Origin of the sequence: Pseudomonas sp. zfem005, assembly GCF_032621735.1 — a bacterium.
Lineage (GTDB): Bacteria > Pseudomonadota > Gammaproteobacteria > Pseudomonadales > Pseudomonadaceae > Metapseudomonas > Metapseudomonas solani.
In genome coordinates this window covers 22059-42979 of sequence record NZ_JAVYJE010000003.1, presented here as the reverse complement: position 1 = coordinate 42979, position 20921 = coordinate 22059, and the positions used below count along the sequence as shown (strand labels likewise).

Below are 20921 nucleotides of genomic sequence, written 5' to 3'. Positions count from 1 at the left end.
AGCTTTGCAGCCCGCCGTTGCATTACGGCTACAGCGGCGCCCGCACTCACTTGGCCTCGCCCTTTCCCACAGGTATCGTCTGCGCCTTATGTAGGAAAAGGTGAAGCCATGAGTAAGCGTGTCGCACTGGTCCTCGGCTCCGGGGGAGCCCGGGGCTACGCCCATATCGGCGTGATCGAGGAGATCGAAGCGCGGGGCTACGAGATCGCCTGCATCGCCGGCTGCTCCATGGGCGCGGTGGTCGGTGGCATCTACGCCGCCGGTAAGCTGCGCGAGTACCGCGAGTGGACCGAAAGCCTGGACTACCTCGACGTGCTGCGCCTGCTCGACGTCAGCTTCCGCCTCGGCGCCATCCGGGGCGAGAAGGTATTCGGGCGCATCCGCGAAATCGTCGGCGACATCGACATCGAAGACCTGTCGATCCCCTACACCGCGGTCGCCACCGACCTCACCAACCAGCAGGAGATCTGGTTCCAGGAAGGCTGCCTGCACCAGGCCATGCGCGCCTCGGCGGCCATCCCCAGCCTGTTCACCCCGGTGATGCAGGGCTCGCGCATGCTGGTGGACGGCGGCCTGCTCAACCCGCTGCCGATCGTGCCGGTGGTCTCCAGCCACTGCGACCTGATCATCGCCGTCAACCTCAACTCCACCAACCAGAAGCAGTACCAGCTGCCGGTGATCGAGCGCCCGCCGGCCTTCAAGGGGCGCATCGACCAGATGATGAGCTCCCTCGGCGAGCGCCTGCCCTTCCGCAAGCGCGGCATCGACGAGGAACTGCTGCTCGAAGGCGCTACCGCGCCCATCGCCAATCCCTGGGTGGAGGACTCGGCGGAGCCCGGCGCCCAGCAGCCCGCAGCGGCACCGCAGAAGGAAGGCGCGCCGAGCTCGGCCAGCGGCTCGCAGGTGGTCGCCAGCGTCGGCCCGGCCTCGCTGCTGGACCTGGTCAACCAGAGCTTCGAGGTGATGCAGACGTCCCTGGCGCAGTACAAGATCGCCGGCTACCCGCCGGACGTCCTGATCAACGTGCCCAAGCGCGTGTGCCGCTTCTTCGAGTTCTACAAGGCGCCGGAGCTGATCCAGCTGGGCCGCCAGATCGCCCGCGACACCCTGGAGAAGTACGAGCAGGACTGAGTCAGAAGATCGACCAGTCAATGCGCTCGGAGAGTTTCTCCAGCGCCGCCATCCCCGCCACCGAGTTGCCGGACTCATTGAGCTCCGGCGACCACACGCAAACGGTGAAGCGCCCCGGCACCACCGCGACTATGCCGCCCCCTACCCCACTCTTGCCCGGCAGGCCGACGCGGTAGGCGAAGTTGCCCGCCTCGTCGTACAGCCCGCTGGTGGCCATCAGCGCGTTGACCTGCTTGGTCTGCCGCGCGCTGAGCACCGTTTCGCCGCTGTGGGGGCTGACGCCGTCGTTGGCCAGGAAGCTGAAGGCCAGGGCCAGGTCCACGCAGTTCATGCGCAACGCGCAGTGGTGGAAGTAGCTGCGCAGCACCGCCTCCACATCGTTGTGGAAGTTGCCGAAGGACTGCATCAGGTAGGCCGCTGCGGCGTTGCGCGCGCGGTGCTGGTACTCCGAGCGCGCCACCACCTCGTCGGCCACCAGGTAGTGGTTGCCGCTCAGGCGCCGGGCGAAGTCCCGCATGGACAACGCCGGTGCGGCGAAGCGCGATTGGTTGATGTCGCAGATCACCAGCGCCCCGGCGTTGATGAAGGGGTTGCGCGGCACGCCCCGCTCGAACTCCAGCTGCACCAGGGAGTTGAACGGCTGGCCGGAGGGCTCGTGGCCCAGGCGCTGCCAGATGTCCTCGCCGGAATGCTGGATCGCCTGCACCAGGCTGAACACCTTGGAAATACTCTGGATTGAGAACGGCGTGTGCCCGTCACCGGCGCAATAGAGCTGGCCCTCATTGCTGTACACCGCAATGCCCAGCTGGTTCGCCGGCACGCCGGCCAGCGCCGGGATATAGCTGGCGACCTTGCCCTGCCCGATCAGCGGGCGGACCTCATCGAGGATTTCGTCGAGCAGTTGTTGCATGTCTTCCTTCCGGCAACGAATGGCGCCAGGCGCCTGGATTAAGCGCTAGACGACGGATTCGCGTTGCGCAACACAGGCAGATGAGGTGCAGCTCGCAATGGGGGGTGAAGGTGGGCCAGGCGGCAAAGGCACCGTCGAAGCAGAGCAGTGGGCTGAAGCACGCTCGACAAGGCGTTCGCCCTCAGGGAATGCGTGAGGTGAGGCACCGATTGGTGGATGCAGGAAGCGCCATCCACCCTACGCAGCGTCCGCCATCACGCCCGTCGTGAAGCTTCGCGAGCAGAGCTCGCTCCTACGAAAGTGGGGCCTCATTGGTGAGGGCACCGCCTGGCGGCGTTGGGCCTTGCAGGCTCGGCGCCAACCCATGAAGTGAATCCTGCTAGCCCTCGCGCAGGCGATAGCCGACCCCGGCCTCGGTGACGATGAAGCGCGGCTCGGTCGGGTCGTCGCCGAGCTTCTGCCGCAGGTGGCCGACCACCACCCGCAGGTAGTGGGTGTCCTCGACATGGGTCGGGCCCCAGATGTCCTTGAGCAGTTGCTGCTGGGTCACCACCCGCCCCAGGTGCCGCGCCAGTTGGGCGAGCACCGCGTACTCCTTGCGGGTCAGCGCCACCTCGGCGCCGTCCAGGGTCACCCGGCGGTAGGCGAAGTCGACGCTCAGCGGGCCGCTCTCGACCACCGCTTCCTGCTGCTCGCCGCCACCGGCCTGGCGCAGCAGCACGCGCACCCGGGCGAGGAACTCCTGCACGCTGAAGGGCTTGGTCACGTAGTCGTTGGCGCCACCGTCCAGGGCCAGCACCTTCTCGCCTTCGCTGGCGCGCACCGAGAGCACCAGCACCGGAACCGTCGACCACTCGCGCAGTTCGGCCAGCACCGTCTTGCCGTCCATGTCCGGCAGGCCCAGGTCGAGCACCACCAGGTCCGGCCGCGCCAGCGCCGCCTGGGCCAGGCCCTCGGCGCCGTTGGCCGCTTCCAGCACCTTGTAGCCCTGGGCCGCGAGGCTGATGCGCAGGAACTTGCGGATCTGCGCCTCGTCGTCGATGACCAGGAGGGTTGGTTGGTTGGTCGTCATCTTGTCCTTCGAAATCCGTTGGCTACCGCATCGTGTTGGGGCGAACTCATTCGCCCAGGGCGGCAACGCCGCACCGGGTCGCACGCGGCGGTCCTGCGGTCCGCATGGCGAATGAATTCGCCCCTACAGCGGGCCATCACCCGCCTCCTCCTCCAGCACCGGCTGCGGGTGCAGCGGCAGGTGCAGGGTGAGCGTGGTGCCCTTGCCGTCCAGCCCCTCGCCCACCGTCACCCGGCCACCGTGGGCGCCGACCATCCCCTGGCAGATGGCCAGGCCCAGGCCGGTGCCCTGCCCGCCCCGATCGCCACGGGCGGCGGTGTAGAACATGTCGAAGATCTTCTCCCGCTCCGCGGCCGGGATGCCGGGCCCCTGGTCGCTGACGGCGAAGCGCAGCTCCTCGGTGTCGGCCGTCACCGCCACGCGCAGGCGGCCCTGGGTCGGCGAGAAGCGCGCGGCGTTCTCCAGCACATTGACCAGCGCCTGCTCGATCAGTGCGGCGTGGACGTAGAGCAGGGGCAACTCGGTGGGTAGTTCGGTCTCCACCTTCAGCGGCGCCAGCACCGGACGCAGGCGCTGCAGCGCGCTGGCGACGATGTCCACCGGGGCGACCCAGTCGCGGGCCAGCTTCAGGCCGCCGTGGCCGAGCCGGGTCATGTCCAGCAGGTTCTGGATGTAGCGGTCGAGGCGCTCGGCCTCATCCCGTGTGCCTTCCAGCAGCTCGCGGCGGTCCTCCAGGGGGATCGCCTCGCCCAGGGCCAACAGGCTGTCGATGGAGCCGCGCATGGCGGTCAGCGGCGTGCGCAGGTCGTGGGACACGGAGGCCAGCAGCGCGCTGCGCAGCTGTTCGGTCTCGCCATGCAGGCGCGCAGCCTCCAGGTCCTCGGCGAGCTGTGCGCGTGCCAGCGCCTGGGCCAGGGGCTGGCCAAGGGCGGACAGCAATCGGCGGCGTTCGGCGGGCAACGGTGCACCGTCGCGCGGGCTGACCCCGAGCAACGCCAGCGGGCCCTCCTCGCCGGACAACGGCAGCCACCACCAGCGCCCGCTGGGCAGGGTGCCGGTGCCGAGCCCGGCCACCTGATCGTGCTGCCAGGACCACTCCGCTGCCGCACGCTCCTGGTCGGCCAGCAGGCGCTGCACGCCGGCCTCGACCTTCCACACGCCGTCACGGCTGCGCGCCAGCAGGCACACCTCGACGTCGGTCCAGGGGATGAACTGCTGTGCCGCGACGCTGAGCACGGCCTGGCGGTCGGTGGCGGCGGTGAGCTTGCGCGAGAGGTCGAGCAGCGCGGTGGTTTCCGTCTGGGTGGCACGCAGGGCCTGCAACTGGCGGCGCTGGCGCGAGGCCAGGTTGCCGGTGAGCCCGGCCATCAGCAGGAAGAACAGCAGGGTCAGCACGTCTTCCTGGCGGGCGATGGTCAGGGAGAAGGTCGGTGGGATGAACAGGAAGTCGTAGGCCAGGAACGATACACCGGCACAGAGCAGTGCCGGGCCCAGGCTGCTGCGCACCGCCACCAGCAATACGGCGGCGAGGAACACCAGGGAGATGTTCGGCAGCGCCAGCACCTGGTAGGCGCCCCAGGCCAGGGCAGTGGCCGCCAGCGCGGCGCCCAGGGCCATGCCGTAGTCGGCCAGTGGCACCGGGTGACGCGACCGGGCGCTGGGGGCGCTCGCGTCGGCGTCCGTGTCCAGCACGCTGATCTCCAGCCCCTCGGCCTGGCGCAGCAGGCGCTCCGCCACGCCACGCCCGAGCCAGCGACGGCGCAGGCGCTGGCGGCTGCGGCCCACCAGCAGCAAGCTGGCGCGGCGCTCGTTGGCGTGTTCGATCAGGGTACTGGCCACGCCCTCGGCGCGCAGGGTCACCACTTCGCCGCCCAGGCGCTCGGCCAGTTGCTGGGCCGCCTGCAGGCGCGTACGGGCCTCCTCGCTCTGGGTGCCGCCGGTGTCCACGTGCACCAGGCTCCAGGGCAGGTGGCGGCGCTCGGCCACGCGGCAGGCGTGGCGCACCAGGCGCTCGGCCTGCTCGCTGCCGTCCACGCCCACCAGCAGGCGGCCACGCACCGTCGGCGCCTCCTGGCCCTGCTGGCGGTAACGGCGGTTGAGATCGGCATCGACCCGCGCGGCAGCGGTCTGCATGGCCAGCTCGCGCAAGGCGGTTAGGTTGGTCTGGGAGAAGAAGGCGTCGATGGCCGCGCGGGCCTGCTCGGGCACGTAGACCTTGCCCTCGCGCAGGCGCTCCAGCAGCTCGCGGGGCGGCAGGTCGACGAGGAGGATCTCGTCGGACTCCTGCAGCACCCAGTCCGGCAGGGTCTCGCGCACCTGCACGCCGGTGATGTCGAACACCTGGTCGTTGAGCGCTTCCAGGTGCTGGACGTTGACGGTGGTGTAGACGTCGATGCCGGCCGCGAGCAGCTCCTGCACGTCCTGCCAGCGCTTGGCGTGGCGGCTGCCGGGGGCGTTGCTGTGGGCCAGCTCGTCCACCAGCACCAGCTTCGGCGGCGCGGCGAGGATGCCGTCCAGGTCCATCTCGGTTAGCGGCACGCCCCGATATTCCAGGCGCCGCAGCGGCTGCTGGGGCAGCCCGGTGAGCATCGCCTCGGTCTCGGCGCGGCCGTGTGTCTCGACCACGCCGACACGCAGGTCGACGCCCTGGCGCAACTGCGCCTGGGCGGCTTGCAACATGGCGAAGGTCTTGCCCACGCCCGGTGCGGCGCCGAGGAAGACCTTCAGCCGGCCGCGCCCCTCGCGCGGCAGTTCGGCCAACAACGCATCGGCACGGCCGGCATCACTCATTCAGGCATCTCGTTCAGTCGCAGGTTGAGGGCGAACACGTTGACCACCGCTGGCCCGATCAGCGGGCGCTCGGCCTGCTGTTCCACCAGGCGCTCCAGGGTCGCGGCGGGAATGCCCCGCGCCTCGGCGATGCGCGGGATCTGGTAGCGCGCAGCGGCCAGCGGCAGGTGCGGATCGAGGCCGCTGCCGGAAGTGGTGACCAGGGCCACGGGCACCGGGCCCTGCCCCAGCGCGCCCAGCTCGGCGGCGTCCTTGGCAATGCGCTCGGCCAGCGCCGGGTTGCTCGGCGCCAGGTTGCTGGCACCGCTGGCGACCGTGGCATAGCCACCGGCCGAGGGGCGTGGCTGGAACCACTGGGCCCCCTCCACCTGCTGCGCCAGCAGCAGGCTGCCGCGTGCATCGCCCTTGGCGTCGCGCACCAGGCTGCCGTTGGCCTGCGCCGGGAAGGCCAGTTGCGCGACAGCGGTGACGGACAGCGGGTAGGCAACGCCGGTTATCAGGGTCATCAGGGCCAGCAGGCTCAGGGCGGGACGGAGTTGCGTAAGCATATTCAGTTCCTCGGATTAAGTCCCCTCTCCGTGGAGAGGGGAAAGGCGTCAGACCAGGTGCAGGGCGGTGAGCAGGATGTCGATCAGCTTGATGCCGATGAAGGGCGCCACCAGCCCGCCCAGGCCGTAGATCAGCAGGTTGCGGCGCAGCAGGCTGGCGGCGTCGGCGGCTTGCACGCGCACCCCGCGCAGGGCCAGGGGGATCAGCGCGATGATGATCAGCGCGTTGAACACAATGGCCGAGAGGATGGCGCTCTGCGGGCTGTGCAGCTGCATCAGGTTGAGCACGCCCAGTTGCGGGTAGATGCCGGCGAACAGCGCCGGGAGGATGGCGAAGTACTTGGCCACGTCGTTGGCCACCGAGAAGGTCGTCAGTGCCCCACGGGTCACCAGCAGCTCCTTGCCCACCTGCACCACGTCCAGCAGCTTGGTCGGGTCGGAATCCAGGTCCACCAGGTTGGCGGCCTCGCGGGCGGCCTGGGTGCCGTCGTTCATCGCCAGGCCGACGTCGGCCTGGGCCAGCGCCGGGGCGTCGTTGGCGCCGTCACCGCACATGGCGACCATCTTGCCCTCGCCCTGCTCCTGGCGGATGCGCGCCAGCTTCTTCTCCGGCGTGGCTTCGGCGATCACGTCGTCCACCCCGGCCTCGGCGGCGATGGCGGCGGCGGTCAGCGGGTTGTCGCCGGTGACCATCACGGTGCGGATGCCCATCTGCCGCAGCTCGGCGAAGCGCTCGCGGATGCCGGGCTTGACCACGTCCTTGAGGTGGATGCCGCCCAGCAACTTGCCGTCGGCCGCCACCAGCAGCGGGGTGCCGCCGCTCTGGGCGATCCGGTCGATCTCGCGGGACAGCTGCTCGGGCATCTCGGCACGGCTCATGCCGACCCAGGCCAGCACCGCGTCCACCGCACCCTTGCGGTAGCTGCGGCCGTTCCAGTCCACCCCGGAGAGGCGGGTCTCGGCACTGAAGGCGATGGCGGTGACCTCATCGCGAGCCGGCTCGACCATGGCACTGAGGGCGCGCAGGTACTCGACGATGGATTTGCCTTCCGGCGTGTCGTCGGCCAGCGATGCCAGCAGTGCGGCGTCGGACAGTTCCTTGCCGCTCACGCCCGGTGCCTTGACCAGCGCACTGCAACGGCGGTTGCCGAAGGTGATGGTGCCGGTCTTGTCCAGCAGCAGCACGTGCACGTCGCCCGCCGCCTCCACGGCACGGCCGGACTTGGCGATGACGTTGAGGCGCACCAGGCGGTCCATGCCGGCGATGCCGATGGCCGAAAGCAGGCCGCCGATGGTGGTGGGGATCAGGGTCACCAGCAGCGCCACCAGGTACACCAGCGGCAGGTCACCACCGGCGAAGCGGGCGAAGGGCTGCAGGGTGGCGACCACCAGCAGGAAGATCAGCGTCAGGCCGATCAGCAGGATGTCCAGCGCCACCTCATTGGGGGTCTTCTGGCGCTTGGCGCCCTCCACCAGGGCGATCATCCGGTCCAGGGTCGACTCGCCCGGGTTGGCGGTGATCTTCACCAGCAGCCAGTCGGAGACCACGCGGGTGTTGCCGGTGACCGCCGAGCGGTCACCGCCGGACTCGCGGATCACCGGCGCGGATTCGCCGGTGATGGCGGCCTCGTTGACCGCGGCGATGCCTTCGACCACCTCGCCGTCGCCGGGGATCAGCTCACCGGCCTCGACGCGCACCACGTCACCACGACGCAGGCTGCTGGCGGCCACCGTCTCGAACTGCCCGGAGGCAGCACGACGGCGGGCGCTGAGGCCCTGACTACCGGCCTTGAGGCTGTCGGCGCGGGCCTTGCCACGGCCTTCGGCGAGGGCCTCGGCGAAGTTGGCGAAGAGCACGGTGAACCACAGCCACAGGGCGATCTGCACCGCCAGGCCGGTGGACACCGCCGGGTTGGGGATGAAGCACAGCACCGTGGTGACCACGGCGGTCAGTTCCACCACCAGCATCACCGGCGAGCGCTTGAGCTGGCGCGGGTCGAGCTTGGCGAAGGCCTGCACCAGCGCCGGCTTCCACAGCGCGGCAATGGCTGTACGGGGTTGTTGCTGCTTGGCGCCATTCTTCGGCGCCTGGATAGGGGCGTTCATGCGGGTCTCCCTTAAAGGCCGATCAGCGCGAGGTGTTCGGCAATCGGCCCCAGGGCCAATGCCGGGAGGAAGGTCAGGCCACCGACCAGGAGGATGGTCAGGGTCAGCAGGGTGACGAACAGCGGGCCGTGGGTGGGGAAGCTGTTGCCACCCACCGGCGCGCGCTGCTTGGCCGCCAGGCTGCCGGCGATGGCCAGTACCGGGAGGATGTAGCCGAAGCGGCCGAGCAGCATCGCCAGGCCGATCATGACGTTATGGAACGGCGTGTTGGCGCCGAAGCCGGCGAAGGCCGAGCCGTTGTTGGCAGAGCCCGAGGTGTAGGCGTACAGCGCCTGGCTGAAACCGTGCGCGCCGGGGTTGGTGATGGAGGCTGCCGGGCCTGGCAGGCTCACCGCCAGGGAGCAGAACACCAGCACGCCGATCGGCATCACCAGCAGGGTCGCCACCAGCAGGCGCACCTCGCGGGCCTCCAGCTTCTTGCCGAGGTATTCAGGGGTGCGACCGATCATCAGGCCGGCGAGGAACACGGCGATCAGCACGAACAGCAGCATGCCGTAGAGGCCCGCGCCGACGCCGCCGAAGATCACCTCGCCGAGCATCATGTTGAACATCGGGATCATCCCGCCGATGGCGCTGAAGCTGTCGTGCATCGAGTTCACCGAGCCGTTGGACGCAGCCGTGGTGGTCACCGCCCAGAGTGCCGAGGCGGTGATGCCGAGGCGGCTCTCCTTGCCCTCCAAGGAACCGGACTGCTCGATGGGCAGCGCGGCCAGGGCCGGGTTGGGCTGGAACTCGCTGTACAGGGTCACGCCCAGGCCGATGACGAACAGGATCAGCATGGTCGCCAGCAGCGCGCGGCTCTGGCGCAGATCCTTGACGTAGTGGCCGAAGGTGAACACCAGGGCGGCGGGGATCAGGATGATCGACGCCATTTCCAGCAGGTTGCTCCAGGCGCTGGGGTTCTCGAACGGGTGCGCGGAGTTGACGCCGAAGAAACCACCACCGTTCGTGCCCAGTTGCTTGATGGCGATCTGGCTGGCCGCCGGGCCGAGCGGGACCACCTGGTCGGTGCCGGCCAGGGTGTGGACGCTGACGTAGTCGAGGAAGGTCTGCGGCACGCCCTGCCAGACCAGGAACAGCGCCAGCAACAGGCACAGCGGCAGCAGCGCGTAGAGGGTGCCGCGGGTCAGGTCGACCCAGAAGTTGCCGAGCTTGTCGGTGCTGCGACGGCTGATGCCACGGGCCAGGGCCACCAGCACGCAGAGGCCGACGGCGGCGCTGACGAAGTTCTGCACACCCAGGCCGACCATCTGGCTGAAATAGCTCAGGCTCGCCTCGCCGCTGTAGGCCTGCCAGTTGGTGTTGGTGACGAAGCTGACGGCAGTGTTGAACGCCAGGGTCCATTCCAGGCCCGGCAGCTTCTGCGGATTGAGCGGCAGCATGCCCTGCAGCATGAGGATGGAGAACAGCAGCGCCAGGCCGGCTGCGTTGAACAGCAGCAGCGCGACGGTGTAGGTCTTCCAGTCCTGCTCGCTATGGGGATCGACCCCGGCGATGCGGTAGCAGAAACGCTCGACGGGAGCGAAGAGCGGCGTGAGGAAGGTGCGCTGCCCCTCCATCGCGCGATGGATGAAGCGGCCGATGAAAGGCGCTGGCACCAGCACCAGCACGAAGAAGGCCAGAATCAGCCCGTAGTCCTGTACTTGCATGACGCCCCCTAGCTGCGTTCGGCGCGCAGCAGCGCGACCAGCAAGTAGATGAAAAGCCCCGTGGCCATTGCCAGGGACAACCCGTCGAGAATGCTCATGACTGTTGCTCCGGTATGCGGACTGCGCCGCTTTGGAGGAATTCTCGGCAGGAGGGGCGTAAAGGGACGAGACGGGGACCGGGGGCGGGGCATAAAGAAAGCGTAAAGAACGCGATTTTCCTGGTCTCCCGGGGACCTGGCATGCCTGCATCGATGGGTTTCGCGGAGCTCTACCCATCCTACGAATGATGGCGAGTCCGTAGGATGGGTAGAGTGAAACGAAACCCATGCGGCCCCTGCAAACACCTCCCAGCCAAAGGATCGCTCCGTACCCCTCGGGCGAATGAATTCATCCCTACAGGGTTACCGGATAGCGGCCATATAGCGGTCACACAACCGTCACACTGGCCTAGACCAGTGCACCGAAACGATTGGTTACAACCCTTGCGCGCACCATTGCGAGTCACGAACGGCGGCGATCAGGTGCCGAAGCATCCCGCAAACGACGTGTCGCGGGCCTTTGCGACCTGATGGGGCGAACTGGCATGGCCACTGCAAATACAGCCCCGTCTGCGTTCATTCCATTCTCGGAGGCTTTATGACCCTGCAACTCAAGCCGACCCTCGGCACCCTGCACCTGTGGGGCATCGCGGTGGGCCTGGTGATTTCCGGCGAATATTTCGGCTGGAGCTACGGCTGGGGCGTGGCGGGGACCCTCGGGTTCCTGGTGACCGCGCTAATCGTCGCGGCCATGTACACCTGCTTCATCTTCAGCTTCACCGAGCTGACCACCGCCATCCCCCACGCCGGCGGCCCCTTCGCCTACAGCCGTCGCGCCTTCGGCGAGAAAGGCGGGCTGGTGGCCGGCCTCGCCACCCTGATCGAATTCGTCTTCGCCCCGCCGGCCATCGCCATGGCCATCGGCGCCTACCTCAACGTGCAGTTCCCCGGGCTCGATCCCAAGCACGCGGCGGTCGGTGCCTACTTCGTGTTCATGACCCTGAACATCCTCGGCGTCAGCATCGCCGCCACCTTCGAACTGGTCGTCACCGTGCTCGCCGTGGCGGAGCTGCTGGTGTTCATGGGCGTGGTGGCGCCGGGCTTCAGCTTCAGCAACTTCGTGCTCAATGGCTGGGCCGGCAGCAACGAGTTCGGCGGCGCGGCCATCTCCGGCATCTTCGCCGCCATCCCCTTCGCCATCTGGTTCTTCCTCGCCATCGAGGGCGCGGCCATGGCCGCCGAGGAAGCCAAGGACCCGAAACGCACGATTCCCAAGGCCTATATCGCCGGCATCCTCACCCTGGTGACCCTGGCCCTCGGGGTGATGGTCTTCGCCGGTGGCGTGGGCGACTGGACCCAACTGTCGAACATCAACGATCCGCTGCCCCAGGCCATGAAGGCCGTGGTCGGCGAGAACTCCGGCTGGCTGCACATGCTGGTGTGGATCGGCCTGTTCGGCCTGGTGGCGAGCTTCCACGGCATCATCCTCGGCTACTCGCGGCAGTTCTTCGCCCTGGCCCGCGCCGGCTACCTGCCCCGCGGCCTGGCCAAGCTGTCGCGCTTCCAAACCCCGCACCGCGCCATCATCGCCGGTGGCCTGGTGGGCATCGCCGCGATCTACAGCGACGGCCTGATCAACCTGCAGGGCATGAGCCTGACCGCCGCGATGATCACCATGAGCGTGTTCGGTGCCATCGTCATGTACATCATGAGCATGCTCAGCCTGTTCAAGCTGCGTAAGAGCGAGCCGAACCTGGAGCGCAGCTTCCGCGCGCCGGGCTATCCCATAGTCCCGGGCATCGCCCTGGTGCTGGCGGTGGTCTGCCTGATCGCCATGGCCTGGTTCAACACCACCATCGGCCTGATCTTCCTCGGCTTCATGGCGGTGGGCTTCGTCTGGTTCCAGTTCACCGCCCACCATCGCGCCAGCGCCCCGGCCGATGCGCTGCTGACAGGTGATGCCGCCTGACAAAGGCTCTATGCTCAAGCCACGAGGCCCGGTCCGCCGGGCCTCGTCTTTTCTGCCGCCTGTTCCCTGCCGGAGGCCGTGATGCCTTACCAGACCACCGTTGGCGCCCAGGTCTACCGCTTCGCCGACCTCAAGACCCTGCTGGCCAAGGCCAGCCCCGCCCGCTCGGGCGACTACCTGGCCGGGGTCGCCGCTGCCACCTATGAAGAGCGCATGGCCGCCAAGCTGGCCCTGGCCGAGGTGCCGCTCAAGCGCTTCCTCGACGAGGCGCTGATCCCCTACGAGGAAGACGAGGTCACCCGGCTGATCATCGATCGCCACGACGCCCTCGCCTTCGCCCCCATCAGCCACCTGACCGTGGGCGACCTGCGCGACTGGCTGCTGCTGGACAGCACCGATTCCGCCACCCTGGAGGCCGTACGCTGGGGCCTGACCCCGGAGATGGTCGCCGCGGTGAGCAAGCTGATGCGCAACCAGGACCTGATCCTGGTGGCGAAGAAATGCCGTGTGATCACCCGCTTCCGCAACACCATCGGCCTGCCGGGCCATCTCTCGGTGCGCCTGCAGCCCAACCACCCCACGGACGACGTGCGCGGCATCGCCGCCAGCATGCTCGACGGCCTGCTCTACGGCTCGGGCGATGCGGTGGTGGGCATCAACCCGGCCAGTGACTCGCTGCCGACCCTGATGCGCCTGTGGCAGATGATGGACGAGGTGCGCGAGCACTTCGCCATTCCCATGCAGAGCTGCGTGCTCACCCACGTCACCACGCAGATCCAGGCCATCGAGGCCGGCGCGCCCATCGACCTGGTGTTCCAGTCCATCGCCGGCACCGAGAAGACCAACGCCAGCTTCGGCGTCTCCCTGGCCATCCTCAAGGAAGCCCACGAAGCGGCTCTTTCGCTGGGGCGCGGCAGCCTCGGCGACAACGTCATGTACTTCGAGACCGGCCAGGGCAGCGCCCTCTCCGCCGGTGGCCACCACGGCGTCGACCAGCAGACCTGCGAAGTGCGCGCCTATGCCGTGGCCCGTGAGTTCCGCCCGCTGCTGACCAACACCGTGGTCGGTTTCATCGGCCCGGAATACCTCTACGACGGCAAGCAGATCATCCGCGCCGGGCTGGAGGACCATTTCTGCGCCAAGCTCCTCGGCGTGCCCATGGGCTGCGACGTCTGCTACACCAACCACGCCGAAGCCGACCAGGACGACATGGACACCCTGCTCACCCTGCTGGGCGCGGCGGGCATCACCTTCATCATGGGCATCCCCGGTGCCGACGACATCATGCTCAACTACCAGAGCACCTCCTTCCACGACGCCCTCTACCTGCGCTCCGTGCTGGGCCTGAAGCGCGCGCCGGAGTACGAGGACTGGCTGCTGCGCATGGCCATCACCGAGCCCTCCGGGCGCCTGCGCGAGATCGGCAAGGGCCACGCTCTGCTCAAGGACCTGCCACGACTGGGAGCCGCCTGATGAAACTGGTGCAGCACAACCCCTGGGACGAACTCCGCGCCCACACCTCCGCCCGCATCGCCCTCGGCCGGGTCGGCTCCAGCCTGCCCACCGCCGAGGTGCTGCGCTTCGGCCTGGCCCACGCCCAGGCCCGCGACGCGGTGCACCACCCGCTGGACTTCGCCGCCCTGGACGAACAGCTCAAGGCCGCCGGCTTCCGCACCCTGCAGGTGCGCAGCGACGCCGAGGACCGTCAGGCCTACCTGCTGCGCCCGGACCGCGGCCGCCGCCTGCACGACGATTGCCAGGCCCGCCTGCAGGCCGAGGCCCCGGCACCGGAGCTGGCGGTGGTGATCGCCGACGGGCTCTCCTCCATCGCCGTGCAACGCCACGCCCTGCCGCTGCTGGAGCTGTTCCGCGAACGCTTCGCCACCGACTGGGCGAACACCCCGGTGGTGCTCGCCGAACAGGGCCGGGTGGCCATCGGCGACGGCATCGGCGAAGCCCTGCGAGCACAACTGGTGGTGATGCTGATCGGCGAACGCCCGGGCCTCACCTCCCCCGACAGCCTGGGCCTGTACCTCACCTACCAGCCCCGCGTCGGGCGCATGGACAGCGAACGCAACTGCATCTCCAACGTACGCCCCGAGGGGCTGCCCTATGCCCTGGCGGCCATCAAGCTCGACTACCTGGCCCGCGAGGCGCTGCGCCTGCAGCTCTCCGGAGTGAGCCTGAAGGACGACAGCAACCTGCAGCCGGTGGCGCAGCTGGATTGAGGCAGCCGGCAGGCTCTAACGCTTCGTAGCATGGGTAGCCCGCGCTTCACCCCGGGGAACCGCGTGGTCGACGGCCCCGGACTGAAGTCCGGGCTACGGAACCTTGTAGGGGCGAATTCATTCGCCCGCTCTTCGTGGGAATTCATTCGCGATCGGTCGTGCAAGCAATCATCGGTCGCCAAGGGAACGCGGCAAGCGCGGCGCGTTCGAATTACAGTAGCGGCCCACCTCGAAAGGAGATTCCCATGCCCTGGTACGCCTGGCTGATCCTGATCCTCGCCCTCGGCTCCATAGTCGGCGGCCTGATGATGCTGCGCGATACGGCGAAGAAACTGCCCCTGACCGAGGAGCAGCTCAAGCGCATCCATGAACGCAACGCCGAGATGGACGCCAAGGAAGCCAGGGAGCGCTGACACCCGCCCGCACACGCGGGTAAAGTGCGGCACCGATACAAGGAGGTGCCATGCCGCTCCATCTGCAGATCCTGCTGCCCCTGTTCACCCTCGCTCTGGGCCACGGCTTCGGGCAGGTGTCCTATACCGGCCTGGCCTTCGGGCTGGTGTATGCCTTCTGGGTCCTCGCCGCGCCGAAACTCCCCGCGCGCCTGTGGTTCCCCGTCACCCTGCTGGCCAGCATCGCCTTCGCCGCGCACCTGGTGCCCGGCTTTTCGCCCCTGCCCCTGGCAGAACCGCTGCGCCTGAGCCCCGACGCGCCGCCCTATGCCCTGCGCCTGTCCTGGGACAAGACGCTGGTGGGCATGGCGCTGCTGGCCTGGTGGCTGGGGCGCACGGCACCCACCATCGCCCCGCGCTGGCGGGCCACCGCCGTGACGACCGCCGCCACCCTGCTGGCGGTGCCGGCGCTGGCCCTGGGGCTGGACCTCGTGGACTGGATGCCGAAATGGCCGGAGCTGGTGTGGCGCTGGCTGCCGGTGAACCTGCTGGCGGTGGTGCTGGCGGAGGAGCTGGTGTTCCGCGGCCTGTTGCAGGGCGCGCTGGTTTCACGCCTGGGTGCCTGGGCCGGAGTCGGGCTCACCGCGCTGCTGTTCGGCGCGGTGCACCTGCCGTTCAGCCCGCTGTTCGCGGCGGTGGCGACGGTGGCCGGCCTCGGCTACGGGCTGGCCTTCCATTTCAGCGGGCGGCTAGGGGTGGCGATGGCGCTGCACCTGGCGGTCAATCTCTGCCATCTGGCATTACTGAGCTATCCAGTGAAGCTGGGGTGACCTGGATCTGGTAGCGCCCGAAGATGCGCTGCAGCTCGCCGCTGGCCCGCAGCAGGTCCAGCAGCACAGTGAAGCGCTCGGGGGTGATGGCCGCGCCGGGCCGCAACAAGGCGTAGTGGCGGTAGTTCTGGTCGACCCGGGTGGAAACGAGGAACTGAGCCTTCTGCTCGGGGTTCCGCTCCAGGTACATGCCCAGGTAGGAACGGGTCACCAGCGCGATATCCGCCCGCCCGCGCAGCACCATCAGCAGGTTGCTGTCGTGGGAATAGGTCATCAGCGCATTGAATTCGCGCACCAGGTATTCCGGGTCGGCATCGAAGCCGGCGAAACCGTAGTGATAGCCGCTGTAGAGCGCCAGGCGCTTGCCGGCCAGGGTGCGGAAGTAGTCCTGGCTGCGGGTCGGCTGGGACTGGGCGACGAACACCTCGGCATCCTCCAGGCCCATGTCGATGCGCGCGCCGGGGATGTCCTGCCAGCCCCAGTCAGGGTTCTCGAACACCGCCATGTCGATGCGGCCGGTTTGGAAGTCGCGGAAGCGCCGGGGGATCGCCGTCGGCAGCATGACGAACTCGTACTCGCCCTGGGCGCGGTTCAACGCGGCCAGCAGCTCTGGCAGCAGGCCGGTGGCGGCCTCCGACTCGGGCTTGATCACGTAAGGGGGAAAGTGCGCGCCGCCGACCCGCACCAGCTCAGTGGCCTGGGCGCTGCCACAAGCGGCCAGAAACAGCACGGCCAACAGTGCATGGCAGAGAGAATCCATAAATCCCCATCTCGCCGATCCGTAGCGAAGGCCTGCCGGGCAGGCTGATGCAAAAACCATGGTGTCCCCGATATCGCGCCGCTCGTTCATCGTCGGTCGTTTTTCTTGAACGTCAGCCGGTACTTGGCCAGCAGCCGTTGGAATGCCTCGTCGTCCTGCAAGTTCTGGAGCAAACCGGCCATCTCATCGCGGGTGATCGGCGCATCCGGACGCAGCATTGCGTACAGATGGTATTCCTGATCGATCCGTCGGGAAACCAGCAGGTTGTCGCGCAGCGCCGGCTCCCTGGTGAACAACAGATCCAGGTAGGAGCGCGTGACCACGGCTATATCGGCACGACCGTGCAAAACCATTAGCAGATTGCTGTCGTGGGAGTAGGTCAGCGTGGCGGAGAAGCGCTTGAAGAGGTACTCGGGGTCGGCATTGAAGCCGGCGAAACCGTAGTGATAGCCGTTGTAGAGCGCCAGGCGCTTGCCGGCCAGGTCATCGAAAAAAGCCTGCCCGCGCCCCGGCTGTGTGCGTGCGATGTAGACCTCGGCGTCGGAGGTGCGCATGTCGATGCCCTGGTAGCGCACGCCGTTCCAGCCCCAGTCCGGGTCCTCGAACAGCATCAGGTCATAGCGGCCCTGTTCCAGGTCGCGGTAACGGCGCGCGGCCGAAGTCGGCACGATGCTGAAATGGAAACGCGCCTGGAGCCGGTTGAGCTGCGCCACCAGGTCGGGGGTCAGGCCCTGTTCCTGCTCTTCGGGCTTTATCAGGTAGGGCGGGAAGTGATAGCCGCCAACGAGGATTTCTCGGGGTCGCGCCGCGGACGCGCTGCTGCATGACAGGCACAGCGCGAGCAGCAGAACACCCGAGAAAACAAGCCGAACGGCAGACATCGACGCCCCGTACAAGAGGAAACCGGCACGAGGGCAAGACTAGCTCAAGGGCCCTCAGACTTCCTTGATCACCAGTGACAGGGCTTCCTCGCAGAGCTGGTCGAGGGTCATCGGCCCTTCGGGACGGAACCAGGTGGTGGTCCAGGACAGCGCACCGGTGAGGAAGCGCCGCAGGATGAAGGGGTCGGCATTGAAGTAACCCTGGACCTTGGCCTCGCCGAGCACCTCCAGCCAGAGCAGCTCGTAGGTGTCGCGCAGTTCGAGGATGTAGCGCTGGCCCTCCTCCGACAACGAACGCCATTCGTAGACCAGCACCGCCATGGCCTCGCCGGTGCCGCCCATGATCGACTGCAGCTCGCAGCGGATCAGCGCCAGCACCCGCTCGCGCAGGGTCGTCGCCTCCGCCAGCGAGGCATGCATGAGCGCGGTGTTATAGAGAATGGTCTCCTCCATCACCGAACGCAGTATCTCGTCCTTGCTCTTGAAGTGATGAAAGATGCTGCCGGACTGGATGCCCACGGCGCTGGCCAGGTCGCGTACCGTGGTGCGCTCGTAGCCCTTGCTGCGGAACAGGTGCGCGGCGGTCTGCAGCAGCTTGCCACGGGCGCTTTCCGGGTCGGTGATCTGGCCGCTGGCCACCAGTTCGCGCATCACCTCTTGGGCTTTTTGATCGTCCAGGCTCATCTGTTCCCACTACCTCGGCTGCACTGCGCCTGCCCATCCAACTTAAGAATGGGCCGCAAGTATTTGTCTTGATTCGTGAAATCTATGCTGCACCAGACGCCCAAGCAAGCGCTTGGGTAAAAATCGTCGACACGGCACTTTTCAACCAAGCGCTTGCTTGGTAATGTCCGCAACACATTCCTCGTGTGTTGCGGACAAGACAATGACTAAAACCGTACGCATCGGCTGCGCCTCCGCTTTCTGGGGCGACACCTCCACCGCCGCCGCCCAGCTGGTGCATGGCGCACCGCTCGATTACCTGGTGTTCGATTACCTGGCCGAGATCACCATGTCGATCCTCGCCGGGGCGCGCATGAAGAAGCCCGACGAGGGCTACGCCACCGACTTCGTCGAGGTGCTGGCGCCCCTGCTGCCGACCCTGGCGGAGAAGAAGATCCGCGTCATCAGCAACGCCGGCGGGGTCAACCCCCAGGCCTGCGCGGCGGCCCTGGCGGCGGCCTGCGAAAAGGCCGGCGTGCAGCTGAAGATCGCCGTGCTCCACGGCGACAACCTGCAACCCCAGCTCTCCGCCCTGGGCAAGGCCGGCGTCAGCGAGATGTTCAGCGGCGCGCCGCTGCCGCCCATGTGCGTCTCGGTCAACGCCTACCTGGGGGCGCCAGGCATAGTCGCCGCCCTGGAGCAGGACGCCGACATCGTCATCACCGGTCGCGTGGTGGACAGCGCCGTGGTCAGCGCCGCCCTGGTGCATGAGTTCAAGTGGGCCTGGAACGACTACGACAAGCTCGCCCAGGCCGCCCTCGCCGGCCACATCATCGAGTGCGGCGCCCAATGCACCGGCGGCAACTTCACCGATTGGGAACAGGTGCCCGACTACGAGCACATCGGCTTCCCCATCGTCGAAGTCGAGGCCGATGGCCGCTTCATCGTCACCAAGGCCCCCGGTACCGGCGGCCTGGTCAGCCCCTTCACCGTCGGCGAGCAGATGCTCTACGAGATCGGCGACCCGCGCGCCTACCTGTTGCCCGATGTGATCTGCGACTTCACCGGCGTCGAACTGGCCCAGGCCGGCGAGCACCGCGTCAGCGTCGCCGGTGCCCGGGGCCTGGCGCCCACCGACCAGTACAAGGTCAGCGCCACCTACCCGGACGGCTTCCGCTGCACCGCCAGCTGCCTGATCGCCGGCATCGATGCGGTGAAGAAGGCCGAGCGCGTGAGCCGCGCGATCATCGCCAAGACCGAGGAAATCTTCGCCGCCCGCGGCTGGGGCCCCTACCGCGAGGTGAACATCGAACTGCTGGGCAGCGAGGCCACCTACGGGCCCCACGGCCAGCGCAAGGACAACCGCGAAGTCGTGGTCAAGCTGGGCGTGCGCCATGCCAAGAAGGAAGCGCTGATCCTGTTCTCCCGCGAGATCGCCCAGGCCGCCACCGGCATGGCCCCGGGCCTGACCGGCATCGTCGGCGGCCGGCCCACGGTGTACCCGGTGATCCGCCTGTTTTCCTTCCTGGTGGATAAATCGGCCTGCGCCCTGGAAGTCACCCTCGGCGAGGCACGCCAGAGTGTCGAGCTGCCGTCGCTGCAGGCCTTCGACGCCGCCGCGCTGGCCGAGGCCGCCACCCCGCCCGCGCCCCAGGGCCAGGCGGATGTCAGCGTGCCGCTGGTGAAACTGGCGGTGGCCCGCTCCGGCGACAAGGGCAACCACAGCAACATCGGCGTCATGGCGCGCCACCCCGACTACCTGCCCTGGATCGCCGAGGCGCTGACCCGCGAAGCGGTGGTGGACTGGATGAGCCATGTGCTCGACCCGCAGACCGGGCAAGTGCAGCGCTGGTACCTGCCCGGCACCCACAGCCTCAACTTCCTCCTGGAGAACGCCCTGGGCGGCGGCGGCGTCGCCAGCCTGCGCATCGACCCGCAAGGCAAGGCCTTCGCCCAGCAACTCCTCGAATTCCCCGTGCCGGTGCCCCGCGCCCTGGTCGACAGCCTGAAAGGATAAGCACGCGATGGCCTACGATTCCGTGTTCAAACCCGGCCTGTTCAGCGGCCAGACCATCCTCGTCACCGGCGGCGGCAGCGGCATCGGCCGCTGCGTGGCCCACGAGCTCGCCCACCTCGGCGCCCACGTGGTGCTGGTGGGGCGCAAGGCGGAAAAGCTCGAAGCCACTGCCGGCGAAATCATCGAAGACGGCGGCAGCGCCAGCTGGCAGGCCTGCGACATCCGCGACGAAGAAGCGGTCAAGGCCATGGTCAAGGCCGTGGTGGCCGAGCGCGGCCCCATCCACCACCTGGTCAACAACGCCGGCGGCCAGTTCCCCGCGCCGCTCATCGGCATCAACCAGAAGGGCTTCGAGACCGTGGTGCGCACCAACCTGGTGGGCGGCTTCCTGGTGGCCAAGGAGGTCTTCCTGCAGAGCATGAGCAAGACCGGCGGCAGCATCGTCAACATGCTCGCCGACATGTGGGGCGGCATGCCCGGCATGGGCCACTCCGGCGCCGCCCGCGCCGGCATGGAGAACTTCACCAAGACCGCCGCCTATGAATGGGGCCACGCCGGGGTGCGGGTCAACGCGGTGGCGCCGGGCTGGATCGCCTCCAGCGGCATGGACACCTACCCCGAATCCATGAAATCGATGATCCGTTCCCTCAAGGACCACGTCCCGCTGCAGCGCATCGGCACCGAGTCCGAGGTGGCGGCCGCCATCGTCTTCCTGCTCTCCCCCGGCGCCAACTTCATCAGCGGCAACACCATCCGCATCGATGGCGCCGCCAGCCAGGGCACCCGCGCCTGGACCCTGGGCAAGGCCCGCGCCAGCGAGTCCTACGACGGTTTCCACCGGGCCTATATGCCCGCCGTGTTCAAGGACGAGGAGTAA

18 protein-coding genes are annotated in these 20921 nt (G+C 68.0%); 8 read left to right on the top strand and 10 right to left on the bottom strand.

Features of this window, described 5'->3' with window-relative positions:
• Positions 1–108 precede the first annotated feature (108 nt).
• The gene (locus tag RTW82_RS06975) at positions 109–1131 is read left to right on the top strand and encodes a patatin-like phospholipase family protein (RefSeq protein ID WP_021220376.1); all 1023 of its coding nucleotides are present in this window, start codon (positions 109–111) and stop codon (positions 1129–1131) included.
• Position 1132: 1 nt separating this feature from the next.
• Here RTW82_RS06975 and glsB read toward each other — a convergent pair whose 3' ends face one another.
• The 7 genes from glsB to RTW82_RS06940 all read right to left on the bottom strand — a co-directional run bounded on the left by glsB (position 1133) and on the right by RTW82_RS06940 (position 10364).
• Positions 1133–2041, bottom strand: a complete 909-nt coding sequence (gene glsB, locus RTW82_RS06970; RefSeq protein ID WP_316924661.1) for a glutaminase B — start codon at positions 2039–2041, stop codon at positions 1133–1135.
• Positions 2042–2420: 379 nt separating this feature from the next.
• Positions 2421–3113, bottom strand: coding sequence for a response regulator (locus tag RTW82_RS06965; RefSeq protein WP_021220379.1), 693 nt, complete (start codon positions 3111–3113; stop codon positions 2421–2423).
• 123 nt (positions 3114–3236) lie between these two features.
• Positions 3237–5903, bottom strand: coding sequence for a sensor histidine kinase KdpD (locus RTW82_RS06960; RefSeq protein ID WP_316924660.1), 2667 nt, complete (start codon positions 5901–5903; stop codon positions 3237–3239).
• Entirely contained in the window at positions 5900–6451 is a 552-nt protein-coding gene (gene kdpC / locus RTW82_RS06955) for a potassium-transporting ATPase subunit KdpC (protein WP_316924659.1), read from the bottom strand. The genes RTW82_RS06960 and kdpC overlap by 4 nt, the downstream gene beginning before the upstream one ends.
• Positions 6452–6499: 48 nt before the next feature.
• A complete protein-coding gene (gene kdpB / locus RTW82_RS06950) occupies positions 6500–8557 on the bottom strand; it encodes a potassium-transporting ATPase subunit KdpB (protein ID WP_021220382.1) in 2058 nt (685 codons plus the stop codon).
• Between the two features lie 11 nt (positions 8558–8568).
• Positions 8569–10266, bottom strand: a complete 1698-nt coding sequence (kdpA, locus tag RTW82_RS06945) for a potassium-transporting ATPase subunit KdpA (protein WP_043245872.1) — start codon at positions 10264–10266, stop codon at positions 8569–8571.
• Positions 10267–10274: 8 nt separating this feature from the next.
• Entirely contained in the window at positions 10275–10364 is a 90-nt protein-coding gene (locus RTW82_RS06940; protein ID WP_021220384.1) for a K(+)-transporting ATPase subunit F, read from the bottom strand.
• Positions 10365–10902: 538 nt separating this feature from the next.
• On the opposite strand from RTW82_RS06940, the gene eat reads away from it, so the two are divergent.
• The 5 genes from eat to RTW82_RS06915 all read left to right on the top strand — a co-directional run bounded on the left by eat (position 10903) and on the right by RTW82_RS06915 (position 15723).
• Positions 10903–12273, top strand: a complete 1371-nt coding sequence (gene eat / locus RTW82_RS06935; RefSeq protein ID WP_316924658.1) for an ethanolamine permease — start codon at positions 10903–10905, stop codon at positions 12271–12273.
• Positions 12274–12354: 81 nt separating this feature from the next.
• A complete protein-coding gene (locus tag RTW82_RS06930) occupies positions 12355–13746 on the top strand; it encodes an ethanolamine ammonia-lyase subunit EutB (RefSeq protein WP_316924657.1) in 1392 nt (463 codons plus the stop codon).
• Positions 13746–14501, top strand: a complete 756-nt coding sequence (gene eutC, locus RTW82_RS06925) for an ethanolamine ammonia-lyase subunit EutC (protein WP_184489273.1) — start codon at positions 13746–13748, stop codon at positions 14499–14501. The genes RTW82_RS06930 and eutC overlap by 1 nt, the downstream gene beginning before the upstream one ends.
• Before the next feature lie 245 nt (positions 14502–14746).
• Positions 14747–14914 carry a DUF2897 family protein gene (locus tag RTW82_RS06920; protein WP_271660536.1) on the top strand — a complete coding sequence of 56 codons (168 nt, stop codon included), beginning with the start codon at positions 14747–14749 and terminating at the stop codon, positions 14912–14914.
• A 50-nt stretch (positions 14915–14964) separates the two neighbouring features.
• Positions 14965–15723, top strand: a complete 759-nt coding sequence (locus tag RTW82_RS06915) for a CPBP family intramembrane glutamic endopeptidase (protein ID WP_316924656.1) — start codon at positions 14965–14967, stop codon at positions 15721–15723.
• Here RTW82_RS06915 and RTW82_RS06910 read toward each other — a convergent pair.
• From RTW82_RS06910 to RTW82_RS06900, 3 genes are all read right to left on the bottom strand, one after another.
• Complete coding sequence (locus RTW82_RS06910) at positions 15674–16483, bottom strand: substrate-binding periplasmic protein (protein ID WP_043245875.1); 810 nt, start codon at positions 16481–16483, stop codon at positions 15674–15676. The two genes, RTW82_RS06915 and RTW82_RS06910, sit on opposite strands and share 50 nt — an antisense overlap.
• Positions 16484–16569: 86 nt before the next feature.
• Positions 16570–17364, bottom strand: a complete 795-nt coding sequence (locus RTW82_RS06905; protein WP_316924655.1) for a transporter substrate-binding domain-containing protein — start codon at positions 17362–17364, stop codon at positions 16570–16572.
• A 54-nt stretch (positions 17365–17418) separates the two neighbouring features.
• On the bottom strand, positions 17419–18042 hold the full coding sequence (locus tag RTW82_RS06900) for a TetR/AcrR family transcriptional regulator (RefSeq protein ID WP_184489342.1): 624 nt from the start codon (positions 18040–18042) through the stop codon (positions 17419–17421).
• A 208-nt stretch (positions 18043–18250) separates the two neighbouring features.
• Between RTW82_RS06900 and RTW82_RS06895 the strand changes: the two genes are divergently transcribed.
• Together RTW82_RS06895 and RTW82_RS06890 are read left to right on the top strand one after the other, a co-directional pair.
• The gene (locus tag RTW82_RS06895) at positions 18251–20044 is read left to right on the top strand and encodes an acyclic terpene utilization AtuA family protein (protein ID WP_316924654.1); all 1794 of its coding nucleotides are present in this window, start codon (positions 18251–18253) and stop codon (positions 20042–20044) included.
• Positions 20045–20051: 7 nt separating this feature from the next.
• Positions 20052–20921, top strand: coding sequence for an SDR family oxidoreductase (locus tag RTW82_RS06890; RefSeq protein WP_021222862.1), 870 nt, complete (start codon positions 20052–20054; stop codon positions 20919–20921).